Genomic DNA, 19,002 nt, shown 5'->3' with positions numbered 1-19,002 from the left:
TCGCCATGTCCGATACTGCCGCCAATCCCGATGCCGTCTTTACCCGCCGCTACGACCTCGACTGGCTGAGGATCGTCGCCTTCGGTCTTCTCATCCTCTACCATGTCGGCATGTTCTTCGTGCCCTGGGACTGGCACGTGAAGAGCGCCCAGGCCAATCCGGGCCCGCAATACGCCATGATGCTGCTCAATCCTTGGCGGCTGGCGCTCCTGTTCTTCATCTCCGGCGTGGCGATCCGCTTCCTGTCCGACAAGCTGGGCGCCGGCCGTTTCGCGCTGGACAGGACCTGGCGGCTGCTGCCGGTGATCGTGTTCGGGATGCTGGTCGTGGTGATGCCCCAGACCTGGGCCGAACTGCGCCAGGCCGGCGAGATCGGGGAGGGGCTTTGGGCCTTCTGGCCGCGCTATATCACCAGCGGCGAGATCGGCGGTGTCATCGTGCCGACCTGGAACCATCTCTGGTATGTCGTCTACCTTTTCGTCTACTGCCTGATCCTGTCACCTTTCATCCCCCTCCTGCGCCGCGTCTCCGACGGTCCCGTGGCGCAGTCCATGCGCATCCTGGACGGGAGGGGATGGGGCCTTGTCCTCCTCCTGATCGTGCCGAGCCTGCCCTTCTGGGCCTATCGCATCTGGCTGGAACCGCATTTTCCCGCCACCCACAACCTGGTCTGGGACTGGGCCAATCACGCTCATCGGCTGACCATTCTGCTGATCGGCTATGGCGTCGCCAAACAGGATGTGTTCTGGCGCGCCGTAGACCGTATCCTCCCGTTTGCGCTGATCTATTCCGCGCTTTATGCCGCGGCGCTGTGGTGGGGGATCGGCCGGCCGGCCGGGGACTGGGAGGGCCAGGCCTGGCTCAGCTGGATCTTCCGCCTCGCGCGCATCACCTATGCCTGGGCGATCATCCTGGCGCTTCTGGGACTGGCCCGCCGCTATCTCTCCGGAGACGGACCGGTGCGGCGCTATCTCACGGAAGCGATTTTCCCCTTCTATATCCTGCACCAGACGATCACCGTCCTGACCGGCTACTGGATCGCCCCGATGGGCCTCAATGTCTGGGTGGAATTCGCCGTTCTCGTCTTCGCCACCGGAGCGGGCTGCTGGCTGGGTTTCGAGATCGTCCGCCGCATCCCGGTCCTGCGGCCTGTGATGGGGTTGAAATGGCAGGCTGCACCGCGCGCCTTGCCCCGCCGCCGGCAAACCGCCTAACCTCGTCCGGCCGTCACCCGCAGCCAGGCGTGACGGCCGGATTTGCGACATGGCCGGGGGCCGGATGACCGAGGCGATCACGATCAACAGCGCGCTGGATGCCGGCGCGCTTGGCCGGACCTTTGCTGACAAGGGCCGGATTCATATCGAGGATTTCCTCGCGCCGGCCTCGGCCGACCAGTTGCTGGCTGCCATTCGCGGCAATCAGGAATGGTATCTCGCCTACACGGAGAATGGCGAGGCCGTGGAGAGTCCGAGCGCCGATATCCAGCGCCTCAATCCGCAGCAGAAGCAGCAGTTCTTCGCCCGGATCCATCAGCGCGCGGCCGATGCCTTCCAGTACTGTTTCCTGCAATACTATGTCACCGAGAGCGTCAATCGCGGCGACAATCCGGGCCATCCGCTGCATGTCGCCCACGACTTCGTCAACTCCGAGGCCTTTCTGGGGTTCATGCGAAGCCTCACAGGCGAGCCAGGGATCAGGTCGGCGGACGTCCTGGCCTCCTGCTACGGGCCGGGCCACTACCTCACCTCCCACGACGACACGCATCATGCGCGCGATCGCGTGGCGGCCTATGTCATCTCCCTGACCCCGGACTGGAACCGCAACTGGGGTGGCCATCTCGCCTTTTTCGACAAGGCCGGCAATATCGAGGAAGCGCTGATCCCGTGCTTCAACGCGCTCAATGTCTTTTCCGTACCGCAATTCCACGCGGTCCAGATGGTTGCGCCCTTTGCCCGCAGCGCCCGCACCAGCCTGACCGGCTGGGTGCACCGCTAGGGTACCCGGCTTGGTCAAGGTGTCCCGGGCGTCGATTTTCGGTCGCCGGCCTCGCGGGCGAAAGCGTCCAGCGCGGCAAGGTCGTTGCCGCGAATGGCATTCACGGCGCGGCCGATCCGCTCGGCCGGCCAGTCCCACCAGGCGATCTCCAGCAGGCGTGCGATCGTTGCGGTGTCGAAACGTTGCCGGATCGCCCCCGCCGGATTGCCGCCCACAATGGTGTAGGGCGGCACATCGCGCACCACGACCGATCCGGTCGCCACGATGGCGCCGTGGCCGATCGTGACGCCGGGCATGACCGTCGCCCCGCGCCCGATCCACACATCATGGCCGACCACGGTATCCCCGCGCAGCCCGGCCCCGATCGTGGCGAAGTCGAACCCGTCCTCCCAGCCGTGGCCGAAGATATTGAACGGATAGGTGGAAAACCCTGTCATGGCGTGATTGGCGTCGTTCATGATGAAGGTCACGTCCTGCGCCAGGGCGCAGAATTTCCCGATCACCAGCCGGTCACCGAGAAACTCGAAATGATACTTCACGCAATGGTCCTGGAAGTGCTCGGGACCCTTCTCGTCGTGATAATAGGAATACGCCCCCACCTCGATGTTCGCACGCGTCACCACGGCCTGGAGAAAGGCGGTATCCATCTGCGGCCGCGCGGCCATGGGATCGGGACCGCGCACGGGCGCGGTTTCGGTATTCGGTTGTTCGGGCATGGGAAGGCTCCGGTGTCAAAGGTCTGAATTCGCACGCACCATCGCTCGATCGAGCGGCGCGTTTCGGGCGAGTTTCAGCCTATTTGTTCACCGTCAGAGCCTCCTTTTCAGGCTGGGTGTGTGAGAGGGGTAGCGGGCTCGCGCCTCAGGTGCAAGCCCGCCCCTACTCATCCGCCATATCCGGCACGGCCACCGCATGGAAGCCCGCATCGACGTGCAGCGTCTCGCCCGTGCAGGAATGACCCAGATCCGAGAGAAGGTAGAGCGCGGCGCCGGCGACGCCTTCCATCTTCGTGTCTTCCTTCATCATCGACCATTCGCGGCCCGTCTTCATCAGCGCCTTGCCGCCGGAAATGCCGGCCATGGCGAGGGTGCGCATCGGGCCGGCGGACAGCGCGTTGACGCGGATGCCGTGCGGGCCCAAGTCGCGGGCCATGTAGCGCGTGGAGGCTTCCAGCGCGGCCTTGGCGACGCCCATGACGTTGTAGGAGGGCACGACGCGTTCCGAGCCCAGATAGGTCAGCGTCACCATGGCGCCGCCATTCGGCATCAGGCGGCTGGCGCGCTTGCCGGCATCGACGAAGGAGAAGGCGGAGATTTCCATCGCCCGGCGCCAGCCCTCGCGGGTGGTGTTCTCGGTGAAGGAGCCGACCAGCTCGTCCTTGCCGGCGAAGGCGATGGCGTGGACGAGGAAGTCGATTGTGCCCCACTTGTCCTGCAGCGCCTTGAAACAGCCGTCCATGGAGGCGTCGTCGGTGACATCGGCCTGCACCATGAAGGGTTCGCAGGGCAGGCTTTCCACCAGCGGCCGCACCCGGCGCTCCAGCGCCTCGTCCTGGTAGGAGAAGGCGATCTCGGCGCCCTGGGCCGCCAATTGCCGGGCAATGCCCCAGGCAATCGAGTTCTTGTTGGCCACGCCCATGACAAGCCCGCGCTTGCCCTTCATCAGCTCTCCGGCCGGAAAAACATGATCGCTCATCGAGATCCCCTCTTGAGTTGTGTCGTCACCGGTATAGCCGCTGTGCCCGGGGAACTGAAACCCGAGGTGCACGTGACCGGGGCATCCGGTGCTGGCTCAGTCCAGAACGACGTCGCGTAACCACTCGGTCTGGGTGCTGTAGAAACTTGCGCTCGGGTCGCGCCGACCGCCCTCCTGCATCTCGCGGATGCTGCCGGTTTCGGAGTCAACGATATTGTGGTCGGCATCGGGAAAGGTCCGGATCTGCAGACTCGCGTCCGGGTTCCGGCCGATGGTCGTCTCGTAGAGGGCCCGTGTCCGGCGCCAGTCCACATTGAGGTCCTTTTCGCCGAAGATGGCGAGCACGTCGATATCCAGTCCGCCGAGCATGCGGTCGAAATCATGGATATGGACGAAGGCCCCGCTCGCCGGATCCAGGTATGGCGGGCCCTGGTGCTCCAGATACGCGCTCTGTTCGGCTTCGTACTCGTCACGGCTCATGATCCCGCCAAGCATGCGTGTGACGTATTCGTTCGCGCGCAAGGTCGGTGTGGCGTCGCGATAGCTGTCGTAGGAACCGCCGGCGCGGAAAATCTCCCAGCCGCGCTGCCACTCCCGGTCGATCCTGTCTGCTTCTTCGGCCGAGTATCCCTCATGCGGCAGGTTGGATATCAGCAGATAGCGGAAATTATCCTCGGCGGTGGTTCCGCTCACGCTGATCCAGAAGTCAAATCCGGGGTCCTGCGACAGGGCGATGGGCGCGATCCATCCGGCGCGGCTAACGCCCCAGATGCCCATTCTGTGCGAGCCCGGCACGTTGCGCGCCCGGAGATGAGCGGCGGCATCGAGGACCTCCTGGGCGCTTTCATGAACGGGCTGATCGATATCGAACGTGCCTTCGCTGCGCCCCTGGCCCGGCTTGTCCCAGACGGCGGTCGCGATACCGAGCGCGTTGAAGCGGGTCCGAAGGTCAGCATACATGTCCCGGCCGCGGACATCGGTCGGGCCGTATCCATGCACGAAGACGATCATTGCCTCTGCCGTTCCGCCAGCGGGAACATCGAGCACGCCGGAGAGCACGCGTCCTTCCGATGTGAACTCGAAATCCGTGGTGACGGCCTGTGCCGCGCTGCGCGACGGGCTGATGCCGATCAGGATTGCAAGCACGCAGACAAACAGGCCTGCCTTGATCGTAGTATCGCTCATGGTTTCGTCCGGTCCGTGTCGATCACAGCCACAACCTAGTCCGCGCTCGGGCCCGGGCGGAAGTTAATGATCGGAAATCTCGCGGCGGACTGCCGGCCCGCGAGCGTTGCACCGGCAGGGCATAGGGAGTCCGTTGGGGCCACCGCCCGCGCGAACCGATCGACCGGCCGGCGCTGCCCGTTCCGCCGCGCCGCTAGATTTTCTGGAATACCACGGTGCCATTGGTGCCGCCGAAGCCGAAGGAGTTCGACATCGCGGTCTTGATGTCGGCCTCGCGGGTTTCGGTGACGATGGGCAGGTTCAGTTCGGCGATCTCCGGATCCATGTCGAAGACATTGATCGAGGGCGCGATGAAGCCGTGCTTCATCATCAACAGCGTATACACAGCCTCGTGCACGCCGGCGGCGCCCAGCGAGTGTCCCGTCATCGACTTGGTGGCCGAAATGGCCGGGGCCCTGTCGCCGAAGGTCTCCCTGACCGCCTTCATCTCGGCGATGTCGCCGACGGGCGTCGAGGTGGCGTGCGGGTTGAGATAGTCGATCTCGCCGTTCACGGTCTCCATCGCCAGCTTCATGGCGCGCACGGCACCCTCGCCGGACGGGGCGACCATGTCGTAGCCGTCGGAGGTGGCGCCATAGCCGGCGATTTCCGCAATGATCGGCGCGCCGCGCTTTTTCGCGCGCTCGTATTCTTCCAGGATCACCACGCCGGCGCCGGACCCGCCGACGAAACCGTCGCGGTCCTTGTCGAAGGCACGCGAGGCCTTGTCCGGGGTCTCGTTATACCGGGTCGACAGGGCGCCCATCGCGTCGAACAGGTTGGACAGCGCCCAGTGAATCTCCTCGCAGCCGCCGGCGAACATCACGTCCTGCTTGTTCCACTGGATCTGTTCGGCAGCCGCGCCGATGCAGTGCAGCGAGGTCGTGCAGGCGGAGGTGATGGAATAGTTCACGCCGAGGATCTTGAAGGGCGTGGCCAGTGTCGCCGAGGCGGTGGAGCTCATCGCCTTGGGCACGGCGAACGGGCCGATGCGGCGCGGACCCTTGTCGCGGGTGATGTCGGCGGCATCCACGATGGTGCCGGCCGAGGGGCCGCCCGAACCCATGATGATACCCGTGCGCGGATGGGAAATGTCGGCCTCGGGCAGGCCGGCGTCGGCAATCGCCTGTTCCATCGCCATATAGTTCCAGCCCGCGCCCTCGGACATGAAGCGGTAGACGCGCTTGTCGACATGTTCGGCGGGATTGACCGTCGGCTTGCCGCCGACGTGGCATTTGAAATTGTGCTCGACGAAGCTGTCCATGCGGCCGATGCCGCTCTTGCCTTCGCGAAGGGAGCGGGTGACTTCCTCGGCATTGTTGCCGATCGGGGAAATCACGCCGAGGCCGGTGATAACGACGCGACGCATTGCTGTCTCTCCTGGGGTCAGGCCATTTCGCCGGGCTTGAACAAGCCCACGCGCAGATCCTTGGCGGTATATATGGTTTTGCCGTCGGCTTCGACACGCCCGTCGCCGATCGCCATGATCAGCTTGCGCTGGATGACACGCTTCAGGTCGATGACATAGCGCACCAGCTGGGTGTCGGGCTTGATCTCGCCCTTGAATTTCACCTCGCCGACGCCGAGCGCCCGGCCCTTGCCGGGATTGCCCTTCCAGCACAGGAAGAAGCCGACCAGCTGCCACATGGCGTCCAGGCCCAGGCAGCCGGGCATCACCGGGTCGCCCTTGAAGTGGCAGTCGAAGAACCAGAGGTCCTTGTTGATATCGAGTTCGGCGACGATGTGTCCCTTGCCGTACTCGCCGCCGTCCTCGTCGATATGGGTGATGCGATCCATCATCAGCATGGGCGGGGCGGGGAGTTGGGCGTTCTCGGGTCCCCACATCCGGCCTTCGCTGGAATCAATCAGGTCTTCGTAGCTGAAAGAGCTTTGGCGTTCAGTCATGTAGCCGATCGGTTGCGCCACGGACATGCGGCGCGGGGCCGGTCTCCGGGCTAGTCACTGGAACCCGGCAGTCACGGCGTCCGGGCGGGGTCAGCGCAGAGCGGTATCACGCGTACGAGGGGCGCTCAAGGCGGTGGTGCCGTCGAGGCCGGCGGCATCCTCGCCGCTGCGTTCGTCCGGATAGACGCCCCACAGTGTGGCCGTGCTGACCCAGCCGCGATAGCCTTGGGCCTCGACACGGCACCAGCCGGTGCGGCAGCGTTCGAGCGAGAGAACCACACCCGCCCCGGCGATGGCCTCGACCGGGCTCTCCCCATTGTCGCGGGCGTGCAGCGGTGTTTCCTCCAGGGTGAAGACCGAGCGGCGGCCGGAAAGGATGGAGCGGTGCATCCAGGTCACCTCGCCGCCCGGATCGCGTACCCGCCGCCATTCCGGCGTTTCCGCAATCACTTCCATGGGCAGGCCCGCGCGCGTATAACGCCAGGCGATGGGGTGCTGGGCGGACGGGCCCGAACGGCCATTGGCGACATCGACCTTGAGCGATACGAAGCGCGGCACCTGCTGGCCCGACGGCGTGTCGGGCGTTTGCATGGCCCAAAGCTGGGCCGGCAGTACAAGGACAAGAACAAGGGCGACGAGACCGCGCATGAGACACTCCTTCCCCCGGTCTCTGTGCCGGATCAGGGTGAATAGGCGGTAAAGACAGGGGGCACTCGCGCAAGTGTGACGATGAAATCCGGCGCGGCTTGCCTATATGGAGAGGAGCGGCGATGCGCCGCACCGTATTCAGGGAGGGGAAATATGAGTTTCCGTTTGGCTATTTCCAGTGCCGCAGCCCTGCTGGCGGCCGGCGTGCCGGCCGCGGGTCTGGGACTGGGCGCGCAGGCCCGGCAGGAAGCACCGGAAGTCGACAGCACGGATCTGGGTGACGGCATCTACATGCTGTCCACCGGGATCGCCGGGAACCTGGCACTGCTGACCGGCGAAGACGGGGTGGTGATGGTGGACGACCAGCTGCCCAATACCGGGGCCCTGATCGAAGGGGCGATCGTCGAGATCGCCGGCACCGGCGCGCCGCGCTTCATCGTCAACACGCACTGGCATGGCGACCATACCGGCGGCAATGCGCATTTTGCGCAGCAGGGTTCGACCGTCGCGGCCCACCACAATATCCGCCGCCGTCTGGCCGATGCCGAGGATGAATGGGCGCAGAACCCGGCCACATTGCCGGTCATCACTTTCGGCGAAGACCTGACCTTCCACATGAACGGCCAGACGGTCGAGGTCACCCACGTGCCCAACGCCCATACCGACGGCGATGCTTTCGTATATTTCCGCGAAGCCGACATCCTGCACATGGGCGATGTGTTCTTCTCAGGCTGGTTCCCCTTCATCGACCTGTCCGCGGGCGGGTCCGTGGACGGCTATATCGCGGCGATGGAACGCGGGCTGGAGATGGCGGGCGAGAACACCCGCATCGTGCCGGGCCATGGTCCCCTGTCGACGCCGGCCGACCTGCAGGCTTCGATCGACATGCTGCGCCAGGCGGCCTTCCGCGTGCGCACCCTGGTCGAAGGCGGGGCCTCGCTGGACGAGGTGCGCGCCGCCCGGCCGCTGGCCGATCTGGAGGAGGACTGGAGCTGGCGCTTCATCACCACCGACCGGATGGTGCAGACGCTCTACAATGACGCGGCCGGAAATGCCGTGTCTTTCGAATAGGTAAGGTCGAACAAATCGCAGTGAAAATCGTGACGAAGATTTAAATCTGCCACCAGTTTCCGATCAGGCCCGGCATCCTAGATACAGGGGCATGGCCAAGCCTGAGACACCATCCTCCGGGCCGCACCGCCCGGCCCCGCCCAAACCGCCCTTCGGACGTCCGTTGGGATTTGCCGCGGGGCTGGGGGTCGGTCTGATGCTCTGGGCGATCATCGCCCTGGCGACCGGCAACATGGCGCTGGGCCTGATCTTCGGTCTCGCGCCCGGCGTCGCCATCGGGCTGGGCCTGCAACTCACGGCAAAGCGTTAGCTGCCGCACACCGGACAGGCCGGGTCGCGCGGCAACGATACGGTGCGGCTTCGCATCGACAGCCCGTCGAACAGCCAGATCCGGCCGTCCAGCGTCTCTCCCGCCCGGCAGACATGCTTGATCGTTTCCAGCGCCATCGCCGATCCGACCACGCCGGTCAATGCGCCGACTATGCCGACACGGGCGCAGGTTTCCGCATCGGGCGGGACGTCCGGCACCCAGCATCTGTAGCAGGGCGACGCATCCGTGGCGTTGAACAGGGCGACCTGCCCGTCCCAGCGGCCGACCGCACCCGAAATCAGCGGAATGCCCATTGACCGGCTGGCCGCGTTGACGGCGAACCGGGTCCGGAAATTGTCGCAGCCGTCGAGAACCAGGTCGGCGCCTTCGATCAGGGCTTCGGCATTGGCCTCGTCCAGCGCGGCGGTGACCGCCGTGACGGCGGTCCCCGGATGCAAGGCAGACAGCGCCCTTGCACCGGTCCCGGCCTTAGTAGTGCCGACATCGGCGGTGCGGAAGAGGATCTGGCGCTGGAGATTGTCCAGGCTCACCGTGTCCGGGTCGATCAGGGTGATCCGGCCTATCCCGGCGGCCGCCAGATAAAGCGCTGCGGGCGCGCCCAGCCCGCCGGCGCCGACAAGGGCCACATGCGTCCGCGCCAGCGCCTGCTGGCCCGGCCCGCCGATCTCGCGCAGCACGATGTGGCGCGCAAAGCGCTCGATATCGATCTCGTCCGTCATGAGCGAGAGGTGGCGGAAGCAGCGCGGCCGATCAAGCCCCGTGAGTGTCCGGGCTATGCTTTTGATACAAACCCGGCCAGTTTGAGCCCATGTCCGCCGTTTCCGACCTTGCCGCCGCCCGGCCCGCACTCTCCGATCATCAGGAACGCCTGCTGGACTGGCTGACCGGCGCGCGGCCGAACGTGTTTCTCACCGGGCGGGCGGGCACGGGCAAGACGACGCTGATGCGCGAATTCCTGCGCCGGGCGGGCAATCGCGCCGCGGTGATCGCGCCGACCGGCGTGGCCGCCATGCAGGCCGGCGGGCAGACCATCCACTCCTTCTTCCATTTCCCGCCGCGCATGATCGGTACGCGCGATATCCGCAAGGTGCGTCACCGCCGGGTGGTGCAGGCGCTGGAGACACTGGTCATCGACGAGATTTCCATGGTCCGCGCCGACATGATGTGGGCCATCGACAAGTCGCTGCGCCTCAATCGCGAGCGCGACGAGCCCTTCGGCGGCGTGCAGATGGTGCTGGTCGGCGATCTGGCGCAATTGCCGCCGGTGATCCAGGGCGCGGAGGCGGAATATCTGGAATCGAGTTTCGGCGGGCCCTTCTTCTTCCATCCCGAACCCTTCCGCGATGCCGGTTTCTCGCTGGTCGAGCTGGAACAGGTCTTCCGCCAGACCGACGAGTATTTCATCAATATCCTCAATGCCGTGCGCGACGGGGACATCACCTCCGACGAGGCCGACGAGCTTAATGAGCGGGTCACCGGCCGTTCGGGCCTGGAAGCCTCGCTGACCCATGTCGTGCTCACCTCGACCAACGAAGCCGCCTGGCGCATCAACCAGGCGCGTCTGGAGGGCCTTTCGACGCCGGGCCGGGCCTTCGAGGCCAGGGTGGAGGGCCAGTTCGATCCGCGCCTGTTTCCGGCCGAGGAACCGCTGACGCTGAAGATCGGCGCCCGGGTCATGCTCACCCGCAACGATCCGGCGGGGCGCTGGGTCAACGGCACGCTGGGGGAGGTGGAAGGTTTCGACGAGAAGGCGGTGCGCGTGCGCATCGGCGAGACGACCTACGCCGTGGAACCCCAGAAATGGGAGCGCAACGCCTATGCCTTCGACCCGGAGGCCCAGGCGCTGACCAAGACGACGGCGGGCAGTTTCACCCAGTATCCGCTGCGCCTGGCCTGGGCGATGACAATCCACAAGGCCCAGGGCCTCACCCTGGACAAGGTCTATCTGGACATCTCGCGGCGCCTCTTCGCCCACGGGCAGGCCTATGTCGCCCTGTCGCGGGCCCGCTCGCTGGAAGGGCTGGAACTGTCGCGGCCGCTGCGGCCAGACGACATCATTTCCGATCCGCGGATATTCGATGTGAAGGCCTTCTGCGATCCGGCGCCGGCGAGCGTGGAGGCCTAAACCCCCGTCGAGCCGAACCCGCCGGATCCGCGCCCGGTCTCGTCCAGGCTGTCCGACACCTGCCATACGGCCTGGGTCACGGGGGCGATGATCATCTGGGCGATGCGTTCGCCGCGCTGGACGATGAAGGGCTCCTTGCCGTGATTGATCAGGTTGACCCGGATTTCGCCGCGATAGTCGGCATCGATCGTGCCGGGCGTGTTGAGACAGGTGACGCCCTTCTTGGCTGCCAGGCCGGAACGCGGGCGCACCTGGGCCTCGTAACCGTCCGGCAGGGCGATGGCGATACCCACGGGGATCAGCCGCCATTCGCCCGGCGGGATCATCACCGGCGTGTTGTCCGGCACCGCGGCACGCAGATCCATCCCGGCGGACTGTTCCGTCTGGTAGGCGGGCAGGTCGAGCCCCTCATAGTGTTCCAGCGGCATGATACGGACGGGGACGGACATGGGCAGGTCGCTCCTGGATCGGCGAGGGAGCGGTCCATTGGGCCAGCCCCGGCCTGTCCGGGCAAGGCGGGGCCGGGTTTTCAACGATGTTATGGGCAGGTTTTTCCGGCGCTGTGGAAGCGTGTGGAAAAGCAGGGCCCGTTCAGCGCCCGGTCGGCCCCGGCTCCGTGCCGGCATTGACCCGGTCGTAATAGCGCTCGATCTGCGCGGTCGCCTGCTCCCGTTCCGCGGCGGTCAGCGAGCCGTTGACGATGCGCAACACGAACTGGTCGTCGACAATGTGGAGCATGGTCGAGACCGGTGTATCGCCCCGTTCGACATCGACGTAGAGCGCCAGGCCGGACAGCGCCACCTTGTAGTCATTCGGCTGGGGCACCGGCGTATTGCGGCGGCAGGCGATTCCCATCAGGTCGAAATTGTCGGCGCTGAAGTGAAACGGGCCGGGCCCGGCCGTGGCCTCGATGACGCTGTATGTGTCCAGATTGACCAGGGCGTGCGTGCCCCGTTCGACAGCGAAACAGTGCAGGTCGCGGACATTGTCCGACTGGGCCGTGGCGGGCGCGGCCGCTGCCAGTCCTGCCACGAGGCAGGCCGAGAAGATTGTACGGATCATGATTCCTCCCCCTCTTGCATTCGAAGCGGTCGGCACCAGTCTGCCGCCGTCGCCGCGGGCAGGCAAGACGGTCACAGGGCGGCCGCGATCCGGTCGGCCAGCCGCCGGGCGACGGCATCCTTGCCGGTACGGTTCCAGTGTTCGGCGTTTGCGGGCGTAACCAGGATGACCGCATTCTCCGCTCCGCCCATCACATCCCCCGACACGTCATTGGCCAGGATCCAGTCGCAGCCCTTGCGCTCGCGCTTGGCCTTGGCGAGGGCCTCGACATCGTGTGTCTCGGCGGCGAAGCCGATCACCAGGCCGGGCCGGGTTCCCGGCGGCCGGCCGGCAACCGTCTTCAGGATGTCGGGATTTTCCACCAGCGGCAGGCTGGCAAGGCTGGCCTTGTCCAGTTTTAGTTTCCTGCCGGCGGGTTGGGCGGGGCGCCAGTCGGCGACAGCCGCCACGGCGATGAACACGTCGGCCGGCAGCGCGGCTTCCACGGCAGCCAGCATGTCCCGTGCGGTCTCGACATGCACGGTCCTAACCCCGGCCGGGTCCGGCAGCGCCGTCGGTCCGGCGACGAGGGTGACCCGGGCGCCCAGTGCGGCGCAGGCGCGGGCGATGGCATAGCCCTGCCGGCCCGAGGAGTGATTGGAAATGAAACGCACCGGATCGATCGGCTCGCGCGTCGGTCCTGCAGTGACCAGGACATGCCGGTCCTTCAGTGTCTCAGCCACGGAGAAGGCCTTCGATCGCATCGGCGATAGCTGCCGGCCCGGCCATGCGTCCCGGCCCGAATTCGCCACATGCCATATCGCCCTCGTCGGGGCCGACGATATGCACGCCGTCGTCCTTCAGGGTGGCCAGATTCCGGCGTGTGGCGGGATGTTCCCACATGCGCACATTCATCGCCGGCGCCATCAGAACGGGCTTGTCGGTTGCCAGCAGCGCCGTCGAGGCGAGGTCATTGGCCAGGCCCGTTGCGGCCTTGGCCATAAGGTCGGCCGTGGCGGGGGCAACGACCAGAAGATCGGCCGAGCGCGACAGCTCGATATGACCCATTTCGGCCTCGTCGGTAAGATCGAACAATTCGCCATAGACCTTGTCCGCCGACAGGGCGGACAGGCTCAGCGGGGTCACGAACTGTGCGCCCGCCCGCGTCAGGATGCAGCGAGCGGCAATGCCCCGCTTCTTGAGTTCGCGGATCAGTTCGAGGGATTTGTAGGCGGCGATACCGCCGCCGACGATCAGGAGAATGCGGGGTTCGGACAAGGGCTTGCTCCGCTCGAGACGGGCAAGAGGTAACCCTTTGCGGCGGATTTCCCAAGAGGCGCGTGCGCGCGCCCGGTCAGCTTCCCGTGAGCAGATGCCGGATCTTCACCGCGTCCGAGTCCAGCGCGTCGCGCTTTTCCATGCGGTGGGAGAAGAAGGAGCCGACGGTCAGTTCCATGTCGTAGAGCGTGACACGGGTCAGGGCGACGATGTCCTCGGTGGTGAACTTGCCCTTGTCCGCCATCGCCAGCTCGACAATACGCGTGAACATGTTGGTATAGGCCGCCGTATAGACGTGGGAATGGTATTCCAGCTTGGAATGCCGCTCGCCCATATGGTCGGTGGCGTCGTAATAAGCGTCGTCGAACCGGCAGGAGAACAGCGTATCGCAATGCGCCAGCATGCCGGCGCGCAGATAGGTCACGTTCTCGGAAATCTCGAAATAGTGGGCGACTTCCGGATTGCCCTCGAGATGGTCGAACACGCCGTCCAGCGCCGTCTTGGCATAGTCCATCAGCCGCGGTTTGAGCCGGCGGACGCGGTCCATCGTTTTTTCGTCCAGCTGGAAAAACTCCCGCTGGATCGCGCGCTGTTCTTCGGTGATGGGTCTCAACCTTGCCATGCATGCATTGGATCACGCTTTCCTTTAAGGAAAGTGTATGTGACCGCTCAAATACTAGAGGGCGAGCCAGGCGAGCATGGCGCCGGTCGCGCCGGCCCCTGCCAGCCAGGCCAGGCGCAGGGCCCAGGGCCGTATCCGGGGCCCTCCGGACAGTTTCAGCTCGCCCGCCTTGAGCTTCGCGCCGATCTCGGCCCAGTCCTCGATCGCCCGGGGCAATTGCCGCACCGCATCGTGCAGGCGCACCACATCCTCACCGAGGTCGCGGATCCGCCCCTCCGGCCCCAGCTCGCGCTTCATCCAGCGCTCCACGACCGGCGCCGCCGCGCCCCACATGTCGTGCTTGGGGTCCAGCTGGCGCGCCACGCCCTCGCACTGCACCATCGTCTTTTGCAGCATCACCAGTTCAGGCCGCAGCCGCATGTCGAACAGATCGGTGATCTCGAACAATTGCAGCAGCACGCGCGACATCGGCACCTCATCGGCCCGCTTGCCGAAGATCGGCTCGCCGACGGCGCGCAGGGCGCTGGCAAAATCCTCCACCGAATGGTGCTGCGGCACATAGCCGGCGGCGAAGTGGGCGCGGGCGGCCGACATGTAGTCGCGGGTCAGGAAACCGTGCAGGATCAGGGCGAGAAAGCGCCGCTCGGCCCGCCCGATCCGCCCCATGATGCCGAAATCCACGGCCCAGATCCGGCCGGCCTCGTCGGCAAAGAGATTGCCGGCATGCATGTCGGCATGAAAGACACCGCGATCCAGTGCCGTCGCCAGAAAGGCCCGGGTCAGGCGTGTTGCCAGTTCCGGCCGGTCGAGATCGCATTGCGACAAGCGCTCGGTATCGGACAGCGCAATGGCATCGATCCATTCGGTGGTCAGGACGCGTTTTGTGGAGCGGGTCCAGTCGACGGCGGGAATGCGATAGCCTTCCGCCACGGCGGCGGCCTCGGCCAGCTCCGATGCGGCGGCAGCCTCGAGGCGCAGATCGGTCTCGACAGTCAGCGAGCGCGACACTGTCTCGACGAATTTGCGCGGCTCCAGCCGGCGCGAGGCCGGGGCGAAACGTTCCGCCAGGGCCGCGCCCAGCGACAGGGTGCGGATATCGCGGGCGATGCGCCGCTCGATGTCCGGACGCAGGATTTTCACCGCCACCGTGCGCCCGTCCGAGGTCGTCGCCTTGTGGACCTGGGCGATCGAGGCGGCGGCGACGGCAGGACCCAGTTCAGAAAAGAGCGTATCCGGGGGGGCGCCGAACTCGGCTTCCAGGACTGTGCGCGCCTTGTCGTCACCGAAGGGCGGCATCTTGTCCTGCAGGCGGGCCAGGCCGCGGGCAAAGCGTTCGCCGATGACGTCGCCGCGCGTCGCCAGGATCTGGCCGAATTTGACATAGGACGGGCCCAGGCTTTCCAGGGCACGGGCCAGGCGTTCTCCGGGATTGCCGGCCTGCCTGCGCCGGGCAAGCAGGCGCATGACACGGCCGGCCATGCGCGCGGGCGCCGGATAGACCGACTGATACTCCGCCGGCAGAATGGCATCGTGCCGGGCGAGGGTCAGGACAGCCCGCAGCAGGCGCGCGAAAGAGGCAAGGGTCGCAAACATCGACAGCCGGTTTAGTGTGCACGGACGCGCTTGGCGAGCGTGGCGTGAAGTCGCGTGCACCCGATACGTCGCGATCTGCAACCGGCCGGTTGATCGGCGTCCGCTTCTGGCCGAACGTGCGCGGCATGCGCCACACGATCGAGTTCGACCGCGAGAATCAATGGGCGATCATCCGCTATCACGGGGTCGTGGCACTGGACGATGCCCTCGTCCTGATGCGCAGGCTCGTCACGATGCCGGGCTGGACGCCGCACTGCGACCGCATCGTCGTCTATAACGACGGTCTGCTGGGCGATGTCTCGCCGGACGATTTCCGGCGCCTGAGGGACGAGCTCGTGGCGCTGCTCAGGGAGCACTACGGCGATACGCCGACCTATTCCGCCCAGGTGTGCAGCAATCCCATGCAGCGGCCGCTGGTGGAATACTGGATCAGTTTCGGCGGCCAGTTCTATCCGGCCGAATTGCCCGTGTTCGACACGGTCGAGGCCGCAAAGGCCTGGCTGCGGGCCAAGCGCGGCCGCGACTAGGCCCAACCCGTGTGCAGGGCGGCAATGCCGCCGGAGAAATTGGTATAGCCGACACGGTGGAAGCCGGCCTCGCGCAATTCCGCGGCGAAGTCCTCCTGGTCAGGAAAGCGCCGGATCGACTCCACCAGATACTGATAGCTCTCCCGGTCATTCGCGACATGTTCGCCCAGCGCCGGCATCACATTGAACGACCAGGCATCGTACAGTCTTTCCCAGGCGCGGCTGGTCGGCCGGGTGAATTCCAGGCACAGAAAACGTCCGCCCGGCTTGAGCACGCGCCGCATCTCCAGCAGCGCAGCCATTCGGTCGGTGACATTGCGAATGCCGGTGGAAATCGTCACGCAGTGCGCGCTGCGGTCCGGCAGGGGCAGGCATTCGGCATTGCCGGTCACCCAGTGGATCCGCCCGGCCTGGGCCTGGCTGACGCCCCGTTTTACACCGGCGCGCAGCATCTGTTCGTTGATATCCAGCACGATGGCCCCGGCCTTTCGCGGATCCCCGCGGCGCTCGCCGGTGCGATCGGCCCGGCTGACAAAGCTGCGCGCCAGGTCCCCGGTGCCTCCGGCCACGTCGACCAGACGTTCGCCGGGCTGGGGATTGGCCCGGGTGATCACCATGTCCTTCCAGACCCGGTGAATGCCCAGCGACATCAGGTCGTTCATCAGGTCGTAACGCCGCGCCGACCGGTCGAACACGCCGCGCACCAGCCCGGCTTTCCGGTCGCGGGCAACATCGGCAAAGCCGAAGGAAACAGTGTCTTGCATCGGGGACTCGCTCATGGGCGCGACCATAGACGCCACCCGCCGCTGCGAAAAGCGGCGGGCGCGGTGCCAAGTGTCGCAGCGGCCCGTCCGCGCTGCGCAATATGGGCAGCGCCGGAAGAAGGCTGTAAGCAGGTTGTGCCGACCCTGTCCGACCGCGAGTTGCCATGCCCGAACTGCCCGAAGTCGAAACCGTTCGCCGCGGCCTGACTCCGGCCCTCGAAGGCCGGACCGTTCGATCGGTCACCCTCAACCGCGCCGATCTGCGCTTTCCCTTCCCGCCCGGATTTGCCGGGCGGATTGCCGGGCGCCGGGTCGAGCGGATCGACCGCCGCGCCAAATATCTGCTGATCCGGCTGGAGGGCGGCGCCACGCTGCTGTCGCATCTGGGCATGTCGGGGCGCTATTCGGTCGAGGCCGAAGACCGCAGCCGGCAGCCGGGGGATTTCGTTCATGCCGAGCCCGCCAATCCCCGGCACGATCATGTCGTGTTCGGCGTCGAGGGCGGGGTCACCATCCGCTACAACGATCCGCGGCGCTTCGGTTTCATGGACGTGTTCGATACGGCCGCGGAGGCGGCCAACCCCTTCCTCGCCGGCCTCGGGCCCGAACCCAATTCAAACGCCTTTTCCGAAGCGCATCTGTGCAACGCGCTCAAGGGCCGCAAGACGCCGGTCAAGGCTGCGCTGCTGGATCAGCGCGTGGTGGCAGGCCTGGGCAATATCTATGTCTGCGAGGCCCTGCACCGGGCCGGGATCAGCCCCCGGCGGCTGGCGGCGACAATCCCCGGGCGCCGTGCCGCGCGGCTGGCCGTGGCCGTGCGCAGTGTGATCGACGAGGCAATCGAGGCCGGCGGATCGACACTGCGCGATTTTGCAGCGGCGGACGGGGCTCTGGGCTATTTCCAGCACCGTTTCCGGGCCTATGGCCGCGAGGGCGAGGCGTGTGTCACTCCCGATTGCGCCGGCCGGATCGGCCGGATTGTCCAGTCGGGGCGGTCGACCTTCCTTTGCACGTCGTGCCAGCGTTGAAACCGGGACCGTCCAGACCACAATCCCCGGTCCGTTCCGCCGCCATCTTGCCTAGAAGTCGTGCCACGAAACCGTCAAGCCTTGCAGGAGTAATCTTCATGTCCCTGATTTCGCGTCTCCAGCGATCCCGTGCCGCGCTGGCAGCCGGCACCGCCCTGCTCGCCGGGCTACTGGCCGCCGCGCCCGGCGCGTCGGCCCAGCCGCATGCCACCGACTATGCCGCCATCGATGCGGATCCGGCCCTCTGGCGCGTCAGCGACGCGGATTCCGATATCTACATTTTCGGCACGTTTCACATTCTGCCCGCCGAGCTGGAATGGAAGACCGAGGATGTAATGACCGCGGTGGAGATGGCGGGCACGATCTATCTGGAAGCGGATGTGCATTCGCCGGAGGCGCAACAGCAGATGCAGGCCCTGATCCCGCAATACGGTCTCAACCCGGCCGGCACGACGCTCTCCTCCATGCTGGACGAAGAAACGCAGGCCCTGCTGGCCGAGATCGCGCCCAGCGTCGGGGCAACGCCTGTCATGCTGGATCCGATGCGGCCCTGGCTGGCCCAGATCGTCCTCGCCGTCGGACAGATGCAGCAGATGGGGTTCGATCCCAATGCCGGCGTCGAACTGGCGTTGATCTCGCATGTCGCCGACAGGGACATGCAGTTCGGCTATTTCGAGACTGCCGAACAGCAGATCGGTTTCCTGTCCGGTCTGCCGGACGACATCCAGGTCCGTTTCCTCGCCGAAGGGCTGGAAGACATGGAGCGCATGCCGCAACTGGTCGACGACATGGTGCGTGCCTGGGCCACGGGCGACATGGCGGCGCTGGATGCACTGATCAATGACGACATGCGTGAAGACGCGCCGGAACTCTTCGAGGCGATCATTGCGGAGCGCAATCGCGCGTGGGTGCCCCAGATCCTGGACATTCTCGACGGCGAGGGCACGGTCTTCATCGCCGTGGGCGCGGGACATCTTCCGGGCGATGCCGGTGTTATCGAATTGCTGCGCGATCGCGGGCTGACCGTCACCCGGCAATAGCGCCGATGCGATGGCGGGTGAGTCTTCCAGCCTGCCCGCTATCGACGCTTGCGCCCGTGTGGGTTATAGCGGCGCGGTTTTTCCCGCGCGGGGGATGCCGCGCCGTCACATGGAG

At 65.9% G+C, this 19,002-nt stretch carries 20 protein-coding genes and 1 pseudogene; 8 read left to right on the top strand and 13 right to left on the bottom strand.

Annotated elements, in window-relative coordinates; all coding sequences use genetic code 11:
- The first annotated feature begins 5 nt into the window (after nt 1-5).
- Together Q1U94_RS10270 and Q1U94_RS10265 are read left to right on the top strand one after the other, a co-directional pair.
- Entirely contained in the window at nt 6-1,214 is a 1,209-nt protein-coding gene (locus Q1U94_RS10270) for an acyltransferase family protein (RefSeq protein ID WP_300544131.1), read from the top strand.
- Between the two features lie 49 nt (nt 1,215-1,263).
- On the top strand, nt 1,264-1,995 hold the full coding sequence (locus Q1U94_RS10265) for a 2OG-Fe(II) oxygenase family protein (protein WP_300544128.1): 732 nt from the start codon (nt 1,264-1,266) through the stop codon (nt 1,993-1,995).
- A gap of 14 nt (nt 1,996-2,009) precedes the next feature.
- Here Q1U94_RS10265 and Q1U94_RS10260 read toward each other — a convergent pair whose 3' ends face one another.
- The 6 genes from Q1U94_RS10260 to Q1U94_RS10235 all read right to left on the bottom strand — a co-directional run bounded on the left by Q1U94_RS10260 (nt 2,010) and on the right by Q1U94_RS10235 (nt 7,467).
- Nucleotides 2,010-2,660: a CatB-related O-acetyltransferase gene (locus Q1U94_RS10260; protein ID WP_366917282.1), complete on the bottom strand. Its 651-nt coding sequence runs from the start codon at nt 2,658-2,660 to the stop codon at nt 2,010-2,012.
- Between the two features lie 214 nt (nt 2,661-2,874).
- A complete protein-coding gene (locus Q1U94_RS10255; protein ID WP_300544123.1) occupies nt 2,875-3,690 on the bottom strand; it encodes an enoyl-ACP reductase in 816 nt (271 codons plus the stop codon).
- A 96-nt stretch (nt 3,691-3,786) separates the two neighbouring features.
- A complete protein-coding gene (locus Q1U94_RS10250) occupies nt 3,787-4,875 on the bottom strand; it encodes a S9 family peptidase (RefSeq protein WP_300544120.1) in 1,089 nt (362 codons plus the stop codon).
- Between the two features lie 193 nt (nt 4,876-5,068).
- Nucleotides 5,069-6,283: a beta-ketoacyl-ACP synthase I gene (gene fabB / locus Q1U94_RS10245; RefSeq protein WP_300544118.1), complete on the bottom strand. Its 1,215-nt coding sequence runs from the start codon at nt 6,281-6,283 to the stop codon at nt 5,069-5,071.
- 17 nt (nt 6,284-6,300) lie between these two features.
- Complete coding sequence (gene fabA / locus Q1U94_RS10240; protein ID WP_300544115.1) at nt 6,301-6,819, bottom strand: bifunctional 3-hydroxydecanoyl-ACP dehydratase/trans-2-decenoyl-ACP isomerase; 519 nt, start codon at nt 6,817-6,819, stop codon at nt 6,301-6,303.
- 90 nt (nt 6,820-6,909) lie between these two features.
- The gene (locus Q1U94_RS10235) at nt 6,910-7,467 is read right to left on the bottom strand and encodes an SH3 domain-containing protein (protein ID WP_300544113.1); all 558 of its coding nucleotides are present in this window, start codon (nt 7,465-7,467) and stop codon (nt 6,910-6,912) included.
- Between the two features lie 153 nt (nt 7,468-7,620).
- Here Q1U94_RS10235 and Q1U94_RS10230 point away from each other — a divergent pair, with 153 nt between their 5' ends.
- Both Q1U94_RS10230 and Q1U94_RS10225 read left to right on the top strand, forming a co-directional pair.
- Nucleotides 7,621-8,538: an MBL fold metallo-hydrolase gene (locus tag Q1U94_RS10230; RefSeq protein WP_300544112.1), complete on the top strand. Its 918-nt coding sequence runs from the start codon at nt 7,621-7,623 to the stop codon at nt 8,536-8,538.
- A gap of 91 nt (nt 8,539-8,629) precedes the next feature.
- On the top strand, nt 8,630-8,848 hold the full coding sequence (locus Q1U94_RS10225) for a hypothetical protein (RefSeq protein WP_300544111.1): 219 nt from the start codon (nt 8,630-8,632) through the stop codon (nt 8,846-8,848).
- Here the strand turns inward: Q1U94_RS10225 and Q1U94_RS10220 are convergent.
- Nucleotides 8,845-9,588 carry a HesA/MoeB/ThiF family protein gene (locus tag Q1U94_RS10220; protein WP_300544108.1) on the bottom strand — a complete coding sequence of 248 codons (744 nt, stop codon included), beginning with the start codon at nt 9,586-9,588 and terminating at the stop codon, nt 8,845-8,847. The genes Q1U94_RS10225 and Q1U94_RS10220 overlap by 4 nt on opposite strands.
- Nucleotides 9,589-9,677: 89 nt before the next feature.
- Here Q1U94_RS10220 and Q1U94_RS10215 point away from each other — a divergent pair, with 89 nt between their 5' ends.
- On the top strand, nt 9,678-10,994 hold the full coding sequence (locus tag Q1U94_RS10215; RefSeq protein ID WP_300544106.1) for an ATP-dependent RecD-like DNA helicase: 1,317 nt from the start codon (nt 9,678-9,680) through the stop codon (nt 10,992-10,994).
- On the opposite strand, the gene dut is transcribed toward Q1U94_RS10215, so the two are convergent.
- The 5 genes and pseudogenes from dut to ubiB all read right to left on the bottom strand — a co-directional run bounded on the left by dut (nt 10,991) and on the right by ubiB (nt 15,528).
- Nucleotides 10,991-11,443, bottom strand: coding sequence for a dUTP diphosphatase (gene dut, locus Q1U94_RS10210; RefSeq protein WP_300544104.1), 453 nt, complete (start codon nt 11,441-11,443; stop codon nt 10,991-10,993). The two genes, Q1U94_RS10215 and dut, sit on opposite strands and share 4 nt — an antisense overlap.
- Before the next feature lie 142 nt (nt 11,444-11,585).
- Nucleotides 11,586-12,056: a hypothetical protein gene (locus tag Q1U94_RS10205; protein ID WP_300544102.1), complete on the bottom strand. Its 471-nt coding sequence runs from the start codon at nt 12,054-12,056 to the stop codon at nt 11,586-11,588.
- A gap of 71 nt (nt 12,057-12,127) precedes the next feature.
- Nucleotides 12,128-13,313: pseudogene (gene coaBC, locus Q1U94_RS14135) on the bottom strand (bifunctional phosphopantothenoylcysteine decarboxylase/phosphopantothenate--cysteine ligase CoaBC).
- 76 nt (nt 13,314-13,389) lie between these two features.
- Nucleotides 13,390-13,926: a protoglobin domain-containing protein gene (locus Q1U94_RS10190; protein ID WP_300544097.1), complete on the bottom strand. Its 537-nt coding sequence runs from the start codon at nt 13,924-13,926 to the stop codon at nt 13,390-13,392.
- A gap of 63 nt (nt 13,927-13,989) precedes the next feature.
- Nucleotides 13,990-15,528 (bottom strand): 2-polyprenylphenol 6-hydroxylase, encoded by a 1,539-nt coding sequence (gene ubiB, locus Q1U94_RS10185; protein ID WP_300544095.1) that lies wholly within the window; start codon nt 15,526-15,528, stop codon nt 13,990-13,992.
- A 44-nt stretch (nt 15,529-15,572) separates the two neighbouring features.
- On the opposite strand from ubiB, the gene Q1U94_RS10180 reads away from it, so the two are divergent.
- A complete protein-coding gene (locus tag Q1U94_RS10180; RefSeq protein ID WP_300544092.1) occupies nt 15,573-16,055 on the top strand; it encodes a hypothetical protein in 483 nt (160 codons plus the stop codon).
- Here the strand turns inward: Q1U94_RS10180 and Q1U94_RS10175 are convergent.
- Nucleotides 16,052-16,819 carry a class I SAM-dependent methyltransferase gene (locus tag Q1U94_RS10175; protein WP_300544089.1) on the bottom strand — a complete coding sequence of 256 codons (768 nt, stop codon included), beginning with the start codon at nt 16,817-16,819 and terminating at the stop codon, nt 16,052-16,054. The genes Q1U94_RS10180 and Q1U94_RS10175 overlap by 4 nt on opposite strands.
- Nucleotides 16,820-16,983: 164 nt before the next feature.
- Between Q1U94_RS10175 and mutM the strand changes: the two genes are divergently transcribed.
- A complete protein-coding gene (gene mutM / locus Q1U94_RS10170; protein WP_300544086.1) occupies nt 16,984-17,847 on the top strand; it encodes a bifunctional DNA-formamidopyrimidine glycosylase/DNA-(apurinic or apyrimidinic site) lyase in 864 nt (287 codons plus the stop codon).
- A gap of 98 nt (nt 17,848-17,945) precedes the next feature.
- Complete coding sequence (locus tag Q1U94_RS10165) at nt 17,946-18,887, top strand: TraB/GumN family protein (protein ID WP_300544084.1); 942 nt, start codon at nt 17,946-17,948, stop codon at nt 18,885-18,887.
- Nucleotides 18,888-19,002 lie beyond the last annotated feature (115 nt).

Origin of the sequence: Maricaulis sp., assembly GCF_030149515.1 — a bacterium.
Taxonomy (GTDB): Bacteria; Pseudomonadota; Alphaproteobacteria; order Caulobacterales; family Maricaulaceae; genus Maricaulis.
The sequence above is the reverse complement of the archived record's forward strand: the minus strand, read 5'-3'. Positions and strand labels throughout refer to the sequence as shown.

What these genes read in the sequence shown, in the direction of transcription:
- Q1U94_RS10270 (WP_300544131.1), top strand. Translation starts at nt 6, where the DNA reads ATGTCCGATACTGCCGCCAATCCCGATGCCGTCTTTACCCGCCGCTAC.
- Q1U94_RS10265 (WP_300544128.1), top strand. Translation starts at nt 1,264, where the DNA reads ATGGCCGGGGGCCGGATGACCGAGGCGATCACGATCAACAGCGCGCTG.
- Q1U94_RS10260 (WP_366917282.1), bottom strand. Translation starts at nt 2,660, where the DNA reads ATGGCCGCGCGGCCGCAGATGGATACCGCCTTTCTCCAGGCCGTGGTG.
- Q1U94_RS10255 (WP_300544123.1), bottom strand. Translation starts at nt 3,690, where the DNA reads ATGAGCGATCATGTTTTTCCGGCCGGAGAGCTGATGAAGGGCAAGCGC.
- Q1U94_RS10250 (WP_300544120.1), bottom strand. Translation starts at nt 4,875, where the DNA reads ATGAGCGATACTACGATCAAGGCAGGCCTGTTTGTCTGCGTGCTTGCA.
- fabB (WP_300544118.1), bottom strand. Translation starts at nt 6,283, where the DNA reads ATGCGTCGCGTCGTTATCACCGGCCTCGGCGTGATTTCCCCGATCGGC.
- fabA (WP_300544115.1), bottom strand. Translation starts at nt 6,819, where the DNA reads ATGACTGAACGCCAAAGCTCTTTCAGCTACGAAGACCTGATTGATTCC.
- Q1U94_RS10235 (WP_300544113.1), bottom strand. Translation starts at nt 7,467, where the DNA reads ATGCGCGGTCTCGTCGCCCTTGTTCTTGTCCTTGTACTGCCGGCCCAG.
- Q1U94_RS10230 (WP_300544112.1), top strand. Translation starts at nt 7,621, where the DNA reads ATGAGTTTCCGTTTGGCTATTTCCAGTGCCGCAGCCCTGCTGGCGGCC.
- Q1U94_RS10225 (WP_300544111.1), top strand. Translation starts at nt 8,630, where the DNA reads ATGGCCAAGCCTGAGACACCATCCTCCGGGCCGCACCGCCCGGCCCCG.
- Q1U94_RS10220 (WP_300544108.1), bottom strand. Translation starts at nt 9,588, where the DNA reads ATGACGGACGAGATCGATATCGAGCGCTTTGCGCGCCACATCGTGCTG.
- Q1U94_RS10215 (WP_300544106.1), top strand. Translation starts at nt 9,678, where the DNA reads ATGTCCGCCGTTTCCGACCTTGCCGCCGCCCGGCCCGCACTCTCCGAT.
- dut (WP_300544104.1), bottom strand. Translation starts at nt 11,443, where the DNA reads ATGTCCGTCCCCGTCCGTATCATGCCGCTGGAACACTATGAGGGGCTC.
- Q1U94_RS10205 (WP_300544102.1), bottom strand. Translation starts at nt 12,056, where the DNA reads ATGATCCGTACAATCTTCTCGGCCTGCCTCGTGGCAGGACTGGCAGCG.
- ubiB (WP_300544095.1), bottom strand. Translation starts at nt 15,528, where the DNA reads ATGTTTGCGACCCTTGCCTCTTTCGCGCGCCTGCTGCGGGCTGTCCTG.
- Q1U94_RS10175 (WP_300544089.1), bottom strand. Translation starts at nt 16,819, where the DNA reads ATGCAAGACACTGTTTCCTTCGGCTTTGCCGATGTTGCCCGCGACCGG.
- mutM (WP_300544086.1), top strand. Translation starts at nt 16,984, where the DNA reads ATGCCCGAACTGCCCGAAGTCGAAACCGTTCGCCGCGGCCTGACTCCG.
- Q1U94_RS10165 (WP_300544084.1), top strand. Translation starts at nt 17,946, where the DNA reads ATGTCCCTGATTTCGCGTCTCCAGCGATCCCGTGCCGCGCTGGCAGCC.